Source organism: Paraburkholderia sp. (assembly GCF_035656215.1).
Taxonomy (GTDB): Bacteria; Pseudomonadota; Gammaproteobacteria; order Burkholderiales; family Burkholderiaceae; genus Paraburkholderia.
Genome location: NZ_DASRSY010000148.1, coordinates 1 through 8,520, shown reverse-complemented (window position 1 = coordinate 8,520; position 8,520 = coordinate 1). Strand labels below are relative to the sequence as shown.

Genomic DNA, 8,520 nt, shown 5'->3' with positions numbered 1-8,520 from the left:
CTTATCCGAATGAGATCGGCCCGGGTGTCTACGATATCCACTCGCCGCGCGTGCCGAGCACGGAAGCCATGCAACGGCTACTGGAACGCGCATGCGAAGTGATTCCGGCTGAGCGGCTGTGGGTCAATCCGGATTGCGGGCTGAAGACGCGCGGCTGGCCGGAAACGGAAGCGGCGTTGACAAATATGGTGCGCGCCGCGAAGGCCTTGCGGGTGAAACTGGCGGCGAAGCAGGTGGAATTGACTGAATGAACGTTTGAAGATACGCCTCCGGCAACGCTCATCCGTAAACAACTGCTTACGGATGAGCTTGCCGGCGTCTACCGCTCACCGTTCAACCGCCTTTCGCATACAACGTCGACTCAGCAAATCCTTCAGCAGCCAGCACCTGCCCCACCAGTATCAGCGCCGTCCGCTCGATATGAGTGGACTGCACTTTGCCGACGATATCCTCGAGCGTTCCCGTGATTTTTTCTTCATCCGGCCAGCTTGCGCGATAGATCACCGCGATCGGGCAATCACCGCCGTAGTGCGGCCGCAATTCATCGACGATGCGTGCCAGGTGGCGCACGCCGAGGTGAATCGCCATCGTCGCGCGATGTCTCGCGAGGTCTGCGAGTTGTTCACCTTCCGGCATTGTCGTTTTGCTTGCAAAGCGCGTGAGGATCAGCGTCTGCGAAATATTGGGCAATGTGAGTTCGCAGCCGAGCGTGGCCGCGCATGCCGCGGTCGCCGTCACGCCCGGCACGATCTCGTAGGGAATGTCGAGTTCGCGAAGTCTGCGGATCTGCTCGCCGATCGCGCCATACAAGGACGGGTCGCCGGAATGCACACGTGCCACGTCCTGACCTTTGTCGTGTGCTGCCTTGAGTAACGCGACGATCTGATCGAGGTCGAGGTCGGCGGTATTCACGACTTGCTCGGCGCTATGCCCTTCCAACACAGCGGCCGGCACCAGCGAGCCGGCGTACAGGATCACCGGGCAGGCACGCACGAGGCGCTGTCCTTTCACCGTGATCAGTTCCGGGTCGCCAGGACCCGCACCGATAAAAAACACCGTCATTCAATACTCCACGATTCGTTTGGCAGGCATGTCATGCATGTGCCATTTAACCTAAGACCTGCAATGCTTCCAGCAAGTCGGCCACGTCGGCAAACTCGCGATCGACGGCGGCTAATTCAGGGCGCCGCAGCATGATGACCGGCAAGCCGCGTTCGCGCGCGACTTCGAGTTTTGCTTCGGTGGCGCTGCCGCCGCTGTTTTTGCTGACGACGACATCGAATGCTTCCGTGCTGAACAGTGTTCGCTCGCCTTCAAGTGTAAATGGGCCGCGTGTCGCCAGAATCCGTGCACGTGGATTGGTTTCGTGTGCGTCGAGACAGCGCACGGTCCAGAACTGTTGCGGCGGGATTTCGTCGAGATGCACGAGCGGTTCCCGGCCGAGTGTGAACAGTGGCCGTTTGAACGAAGCGAGCGCGGCCGTCAGTTCGGCCCAATCGTCGACCGTGCGCCAGTCGTCGCCGGCTTGCGGCTGCCATCCCGCGCGACGCAGTGCCCAGCACGGCACGTGCGCGGCGCCGCTCGCTTTCGCGGCGTTTGCACTGATCTGTGCGGCGTACGGATGCGTCGCGTCGATCACGAGACCAATACGCTCGTCTTCGATATAGCGCGCCATGCCTTCGCTGCCGCCAAAACCGCCCACACGCACCCCGCACGACAGATCGTCCGGCACCTTGCCGAGGCCCGCGAGACTGTACACGTGTCTGGGGCCGAGCTGTCTTGCGATCCGCAAAGCGTCGCCGGTACCGCCAAGCAGCAGAATCCGCTTCATTGCGCCGCTCCGATCAGATTGCCCTGGCGGTCGATGGCGAACATTTCGACGGCGACTTGCGGTGGCACGATATCGCGTGCTACGGCGAGCGCATGACGGCAGACGATATCGCCGAGCGGCACGTTTTGGGCGTGCGCCAATGCGACGGCCTGCTGACTCGTATTGGCTACGAGAATCGCCGCCTGCAATGCATCGTCCGCACCATACTCAGCGGCCCATTCTGCAAGCCGTTCCAGATCGATGCTCGAATTGCGGCTATGCAAATCGAGGTGTCCGGCTGCCAGCTTGCTGAGTTTGCCGAAGCCGCCGCACACGCTCAGGCGCTCAACCGGCGCGCGCTTCATATGCTTGAGCACCGCGCCGACGAAGTCGCCCATTTCGATCAGCGCGATATCCGGCAGGCCGTAATGCGCGCGCATTGCGTCCTCGCTTGCGTTACCGGTGCAGGCCGCGAGATGCACGTAACCGTTGGCACGCGCGACGTCGATGCCCTGATGAATCGATGCGATATAAGCCGAGCACGAGAACGGTCGCACGATGCCGGTGGTGCCGAGAATCGACAAGCCGCCGAGAATGCCGAGGCGCGGGTTCATCGTTTTCAGTGCAAGTTCTTCGCCGCCTTCGACACCGATCGTCACGTCGAAACCGCCGCCGTATCCATGTTCCGCCGCGAGGTCGGTCAGATGCTCAGTCATCATCTTGCGCGGCACGGGGTTGATCGCCGGTTCGCCGACCGGCAGCGTGAGGCCGGCACGCGTCACCGTGCCCACGCCTGGCCCTGCATGGAATATTACGCCCGGTTCGGCACGCAGCCGCACGCGGGCGAATACGATCGCGCCGTGCGTGACGTCCGGGTCGTCGCCGGCATCCTTGATGGTGCCCGCTTCCGCGCCGTCGGCGATCCGGCGACAGAACACCAGCGGCATCGGCACAGTCTGGCCCTTCGGCAATACGATCTCCGCGACCTCGCTGACGATACCCGCGAGCAACAGACGCGCGGCCGCGAGCGACGTCGCGGTGGCGCAACTGCCGGTCGTGTAGCCGCTACGCAGCGGCGCGGGTTGTTCGGGCGTTTCTTCGCGCATTACAGTTGGGGTGGTGAGTCGGCCGGCTTGGTGACATCCAGCAGCGTGATCGGCAGCGCCTGGCGCCACGTATCGAAGCCGCCGAGCGGTTGTGCGTCGGCCAGCGCGATGCGGGTCAGCGTGCCGCCATGTTGCTCCCGCCACGCCGCCAGCGCCGCCTCGCCTTGCAACGTGACCGCGTTGGCGACCAGCCTTCCGCCGCCACGCAGACGCGTCCAGCAGGCGTCGAGCACGCCCGGCACCGTCACGCCACCGCCGATGAACACGGCATCCGGCACAGCCAGGCCTTCCAACGCATCGGGCGCGCGGCCGGCCACCAGTTGCAAACCCGGCACGCCCAATGCATCGCGATTGTGTTCGATGAACCGCTGCCGTTCCGCGTGCCCTTCGATCGCGATCGCGCGGCAGGTCGGGTGCGCGCGCATCCATTCGATGCCGATCGAACCGCTGCCCGCGCCCACGTCCCACAGCAATTCGCCGGGCGTCGGCGCGAGGCGTGCCAGCGTAATCGCGCGGACGTCGCGTTTGGTCAACTGACCGTCGTGGCGAAAGGCGTCGTCGGGCAAGCCGGAGGTCAGCGGGAGACGCGGGGCGCCTTCTGTTGCACGGCATTCGAGCGCAATCAGGTTCAGTGCCGCCACGTCTTGTGCCGACCACTGGTCAGCACGTCCGTCGATGCACCGCTCCAGATCGCCGCCCAAATGCTCCAGCACGGTCATGCGGGTCGCGCCGAAACCGCGCGCATTCAGCAATTCGGCCAGTGCCGCGGGCGTGCGCCCGTCGGCGCTCAGTACGAAAACGCGCGCGCCGTCGTGTAAATGCGCATTCAGCGTCGGCAATGGCCGTCCCACCAGCGAAACTGCCGCGACGTCCTGCAACGGCCAGCCAAGCCGCGCGGCCGCCAGCGACAACGACGACGGCGCGGGCAGCACCCGCAGCTCATCGGGCGGCAACTGCCGCGCCAGCGTCGCGCCGACGCCGAACAGCATCGGATCGCCACTCGCCAGCACACACACTGACCCGGTACGCTCCGCCAGCAAAGGCGCGAGATCGAACGGCCTCGGCCATGGCTCACGCCGAGCGGCGAGACGCGCGGGCAGCATCGCCAGATGCCGTTCGCCGCCGTAGACCACCGACGCCTCCAGCAAAGCGCGCCGCGCGGGCCTCCCCAAGCCGGCGAAGCCGTCATCGCCTATGCCCACTACGGTCAGCCACGCCGGCATGCATCCATCCTCTTTCTGTATCTTCAAATAGTGCGCTGTGCCACGCCGATCAAAGCGTCCAGCCTCGTTGTGCTGTTCGAAAAAAGGCATAATACAGCCGCCGGTGCCCTTCGGGGCCGAAGAGGGAACACAGTGCCACTGTGGCTGCCCCCGCAACTGTATGCAGCGAGTCCGCCTGCGCTCCGCGCCACTGGTTCGACCGGGAAGGCAGCGGCGGACCATGACCTGCCAGCCAGGAGACCTGCCGGCGAGACTGTTCGTGCCAGCCTACATCGGGCGGGGTGTACCGATGCCGCAGCAATGCCGCCTTGCGGCTTGCTCGGGCCGTCGCGCGACGCTAAACCCGGTGTCCGTCTTGAATCAAGCTTCGCCCTCCACTGCTTTGCCCGACGCGGCCCAGGCGCTGCGGCCCTCGGCATGTCCTGGGCTGCTGCGCATCGTCGCCGCGCGCGATGGGGGGATTTGCCGGATCAAATTGCCCGGTGGCGAGTTGAGCGCGGCGCAAGCTGCGGTGATCGCCGACGTGAGTGAACGGCATGCGGCCGGTGTGGTCGAGGTAACCAATCGCGCGAATCTGCAGGTGCGTGGCGTGCGAAGCGGGCATGAGGCAGCGTTGATCGCGGCGTTGGTCGATGCAGGGCTCGGGCCGATGCCGACGACGGACGCAGCAAATTCATCTATCGAATTGACAGCGGGCGAAGCGGTACCTTCAACGGCACGGTCCGTGGACACACAGTATGCTTCTTCGGATCTGCAACGGGCGTCCGCCGCCGACGACGTGCGCAACATCATGATCAGCCCTGCAGCCGGGCGCGATCCGTTCGCGTTGTTCGACACGAGACCACTTTGCACCGAACTGCTCACCTTGCTGCAGACCGAAGCGCATTTCGCGGCGCTATCGCCGAAATTCGCGCTATTGCTGGACGGTGGTGAGCGCCTTGCGAGGCTCGATCATCCGCATGATGTCTGGCTGGCCGCGACGCAAGCTGAAGACGGTGTGCGGTTTGTGTTTGGTTTGGCGGGTTGTCCGCCTGTGGTGGCGAATGACACAGGCGCCCTCGCCGCCGTGCTCCCTGCGCAAGTCACAGATCTCGTCCGCGCGCTGCTGCACACGTTCCTCGATCTGGCCGCGGCCGATGCCACGCGCATGCGTCATCTGCTTGCCACGCATTCCGTCGATGCGCTATTGCAGCACGCTCAAGCGTATGTCGATTTCCCACTCTCACGCGACACCTCGCTCGCAAACTGGCAACGCGGCACGCCTGCCGATGCCACGCTACGACTTGGCGCACACGCACAGCGCGTGGTGGGAATGCTGCACGTCGGCGGCCAGCCGCCACTCGGACGCCTCGACGCCGTCACCTTGCGCGCGCTCGCCACGCTCTCGCAACAGCAAGGCAACGGCACGCTGCGCGTGACGCCCTGGCAAAGCGTATTGCTGCCCGATGTCGCTGCTAATGCTGCACCCACCGTGCTCGCTGAAATGAACGCGCTAGGCCTCGCCTGCGACCCCGCGCAGCCTCTTACACGCTTGATCGCCTGCGCCGGTTCCACGGGCTGCGCAAAAAGCCTCGCCGATACCAAAGCCGACGCACTGCTGTTAGCGGATCGCTTGCCCGACGGCGTCGACGTCCATCTGAGCGGCTGTCCGCGCTCATGCGCCGCCGCGCATTGCGCGCCGTACACGCTGCTGGCCGTGGCCCCCGGAATCTACGACCTTTATCGACGCGACGGCCAGCCGCATTTCGGCTCGTGCGTCGCGCACCAACTCACGATCGAACAGGCCGCCGACATGCTCGACCTATTGACACGCTCGGCACACCCGGCCCGGAGCCCTCTAGATGCTTGATTACATTCGCGACGGTCAGGAGATCTATCGCCAATCCTTCGCGACGATACGTGCGGAGGCCGATCTCTCGCGCATCCCCGCCGACCTCGAAAAGCTCGCGGTGCGTGTGATCCACGCATGCGGCATGGTCGACGTCATTGAAGATCTTCAGTTTTCTGAAGGCGCGGGTACCGCGGGGCGCGCGGCGCTGGCCCAAGGCGCGCCGATTCTGTGCGACGCCGGCATGGTGGCGCAAGGCATCACGCGCGCGCGACTGCCCGCGAACAACGAAGTGATCTGCACGCTCACGCACGAGGACGTGCCTGGTTTGGCGCGCGAACTCCGCAATACGCGCTCGGCCGCCGCGCTCGAATTGTGGCGGCCGCATCTGGCCGGCAGCGTCGTCGTGATCGGCAACGCGCCGACCGCGCTTTTTCATCTGCTCGACATGCTCGATGCCGGTGCGCCGAAGCCCGCACTGATCCTCGGTTTTCCGGTCGGTTTTGTCGGCGCGGCCGAATCGAAAGCGATGCTTGCTGAAGACAGCCGTGGTGTGCCCTATGTCGTGGTTCACGGTCGACGCGGCGGCAGCGCGATGGCCGCAGCCGCGGTAAATGCGCTGGCGACGGAGGTCGAGTAAATGACCGTGCAAGGACGTTTATTCGGACTCGGCGTCGGCCCCGGCGACCCGGAACTCATCACGCTGAAAGCGCTGCGTTTGCTGAAGGCGGCGCCCGTGGTCGCCTATTTCGTCGCGAAGGGCAAGAAAGGCAACGCGTTCAGCATCATCGAGGCGCATCTGCATGACGCCCAGCAGCATCTGCCGCTCGTCTATCCCGTGACCACCGAAGCGCTCGAACCCCCGCTTTCGTATGAAGCGATCATCGCCGACTTTTACGACACCGCTGCGCAGATCGTCGCCGGCCACCTCGATGCGGGCCGCGACGTCGCGGTGATTTGCGAAGGCGATCCGTTTTTCTATGGCTCATACATGTATTTGCACGACCGCCTCGCGGCACGCTTCGAGGCCGAAGTCGTGCCCGGTGTGTGCTCGATGCTCGGTGGTGCGGCGGTGCTCGGTTCGCCGCTGGTGTATCGCAATCAGAGTTTGTCGGTGCTTTCCGGCGTATTGCCCGAAGACGAATTGCGCCGGCGCCTCGCCGATGCGGACGCTGCCGTCATCATGAAACTCGGGCGCAATTTCGATAAGGTGCGGCGCGTGCTCGGCGAACTGGGCCTCGCGCATCGCGCGCTTTACGTCGAACGCGCGACGATGGGCAATCAGCGCATCGTGCCGCTCGCCGAAGTCGATCCGATGGCGTCGCCGTATTTTTCGCTGCTCGTCGTGCCGGGGGAAAAATGGCAAGCATGACGCCACCCGCGATTGTGATTCTTGGCTCGGGCGCCCTGGCGACTGCGCGGCGCATCCAGACGTTGTATGCGGGTTGCCAGGTGCACGCGTTGCAGGGGCGAGTCGAAGCTGATGTTTCTTATACGGAGCTCGGCGCGCATTTGCGTGATCTATATGCGGGAGGCACGCCGATTGTCGCGTTGTGCGCCGCCGGGATCGTAATCCGTTGCGTGGCGCCGTTGTTGTCGAACAAGGGCGCCGAACCGCCCGTGCTGGCCGTTGCAGAGGATGGCAGTGCGGTCGTGCCGTTGCTGGGTGGACTTGCAGGCGTCAACGTGATCGCGCGTGAGATTGCGGCTACGTTGACTGTGTCGCCTGCGATTACGACGAGTGGCGAACTGCGTTTCGGCACATGCGTGCTCAATCCGCCTGACGGCTATGCACTCGCCGATATAACGCAAGGCAAGCGTTTTGTTTCGGATCTGCTGGCGGGCGAAAGCACACGGATCGAAGGCGAAGCGCCCTGGCTCGATGAGGCGCAACTGCCGCGCTCGGAATCGGCACGTTTGGCAATTCGCGTGACACCGCGCGCGTGGGATGGGCGCGATGATGAGTTGGTGATTCATCCACGGAGTGTAGTGGTGGCGGTGACCGTGCCGGGTGTGGGTACCGGTACCGCCGCGCACTCCGCTATGAACGCGGGCCCCGGTCCGAAGTCCAGCTCAGATGCGCAGACGGATTCCGGTGCGCGGATCACTGCGCTGGTGCGTGAGGTACTGGACGCGCATGGTCTCGCGGCGCTCTCGCTCGCGGCATTGCTGGCTTCTCCTGAACACATGGCGAACCCGGCGCTCGCCAATGCGGCTGCAAGCCTGAACGTGCCACTGCGTTTTACTCAGCCGCGCCCGGAGGATGGCGAGCCACCGGGCAGCTTGCTGCATGCCGCGCTGCGTATCCCTTATCAAACACTGCATGACGACGCAGACGCAGGGGTTGCGCTTGCGTTGGTAGCGTTGGCAATCGACCCGGCCACAATTGGCCGCGCACGCGGCCGCTTGACGGTGATCGGCCTTGGTCCCGGCAGTGCCGACCTGATGGTGGCCGCCGCAAGAACAGCGCTGAACGAAGCCACCGATATCCTCGGCTACGAAACCTACGTGAAAATGGCCGGCCCCTTGCGCGCCGATCAACGCGTGCACGGC

Annotated in this window: 8 protein-coding genes, 1 pseudogene and 1 riboswitch; of the genes and pseudogenes, 5 read left to right on the top strand and 4 right to left on the bottom strand. The window is 64.6% G+C overall.

What is annotated here, in order from left to right; all coding sequences use genetic code 11:
• Positions 1–251: pseudogene (locus VFE81_RS08540) on the top strand (5-methyltetrahydropteroyltriglutamate--homocysteine S-methyltransferase); the annotation flags it as partial.
• Positions 252–333: 82 nt separating this feature from the next.
• On the opposite strand, the gene cobM reads toward VFE81_RS08540, so the two are convergent.
• The 4 genes from cobM to cbiE are packed head-to-tail and all read right to left on the bottom strand — an operon-like array spanning position 334 to position 4,139.
• Positions 334–1,062 carry a precorrin-4 C(11)-methyltransferase gene (cobM, locus tag VFE81_RS08535; protein WP_325044181.1) on the bottom strand — a complete coding sequence of 243 codons (729 nt, stop codon included), beginning with the start codon at positions 1,060–1,062 and terminating at the stop codon, positions 334–336.
• Between the two features lie 46 nt (positions 1,063–1,108).
• Positions 1,109–1,831 (bottom strand): cobalt-precorrin-6A reductase, encoded by a 723-nt coding sequence (locus VFE81_RS08530; RefSeq protein ID WP_325044180.1) that lies wholly within the window; start codon positions 1,829–1,831, stop codon positions 1,109–1,111.
• Positions 1,828–2,916, bottom strand: a complete 1,089-nt coding sequence (locus VFE81_RS08525; RefSeq protein WP_325044179.1) for a cobalt-precorrin-5B (C(1))-methyltransferase — start codon at positions 2,914–2,916, stop codon at positions 1,828–1,830. Before VFE81_RS08525 ends, VFE81_RS08530 begins: the two co-directional genes overlap by 4 nt.
• Positions 2,916–4,139, bottom strand: a complete 1,224-nt coding sequence (gene cbiE / locus VFE81_RS08520; protein ID WP_325044178.1) for a precorrin-6y C5,15-methyltransferase (decarboxylating) subunit CbiE — start codon at positions 4,137–4,139, stop codon at positions 2,916–2,918. The genes VFE81_RS08525 and cbiE overlap by 1 nt, the downstream gene beginning before the upstream one ends.
• An 84-nt stretch (positions 4,140–4,223) precedes the next feature.
• Positions 4,224–4,402, top strand: a riboswitch (cobalamin riboswitch).
• 83 nt (positions 4,403–4,485) lie between these two features.
• Between cbiE and cobG the strand changes: the two genes are divergently transcribed.
• From cobG to VFE81_RS08500, 4 genes are all read left to right on the top strand, one after another.
• Positions 4,486–5,988, top strand: a complete 1,503-nt coding sequence (cobG, locus tag VFE81_RS08515) for a precorrin-3B synthase (RefSeq protein ID WP_325044177.1) — start codon at positions 4,486–4,488, stop codon at positions 5,986–5,988.
• The gene (locus VFE81_RS08510) at positions 5,981–6,607 is read left to right on the top strand and encodes a precorrin-8X methylmutase (RefSeq protein WP_325044176.1); all 627 of its coding nucleotides are present in this window, start codon (positions 5,981–5,983) and stop codon (positions 6,605–6,607) included. Before cobG ends, VFE81_RS08510 begins: the two co-directional genes overlap by 8 nt.
• Positions 6,608–7,339, top strand: a complete 732-nt coding sequence (locus VFE81_RS08505; RefSeq protein ID WP_325044175.1) for a precorrin-2 C(20)-methyltransferase — start codon at positions 6,608–6,610, stop codon at positions 7,337–7,339.
• A partial coding sequence (locus tag VFE81_RS08500; protein ID WP_325044174.1) for a cobalamin biosynthesis protein CbiG occupies positions 7,336–8,520 on the top strand: 1,185 nt, incomplete at its 3' end. The genes VFE81_RS08505 and VFE81_RS08500, both read left to right, overlap by 4 nt.

Coding starts and splice junctions, on each gene's coding strand:
- cobM (WP_325044181.1), bottom strand. CDS start 1,062: ATGACGGTGTTTTTTATCGGTGCGGGTCCTGGCGACCCGGAACTGATC.
- VFE81_RS08530 (WP_325044180.1), bottom strand. CDS start 1,831: ATGAAGCGGATTCTGCTGCTTGGCGGTACCGGCGACGCTTTGCGGATC.
- VFE81_RS08525 (WP_325044179.1), bottom strand. CDS start 2,916: ATGCGCGAAGAAACGCCCGAACAACCCGCGCCGCTGCGTAGCGGCTAC.
- cbiE (WP_325044178.1), bottom strand. CDS start 4,139: ATGCCGGCGTGGCTGACCGTAGTGGGCATAGGCGATGACGGCTTCGCC.
- VFE81_RS08510 (WP_325044176.1), top strand. CDS start 5,981: ATGCTTGATTACATTCGCGACGGTCAGGAGATCTATCGCCAATCCTTC.
- VFE81_RS08505 (WP_325044175.1), top strand. CDS start 6,608: ATGACCGTGCAAGGACGTTTATTCGGACTCGGCGTCGGCCCCGGCGAC.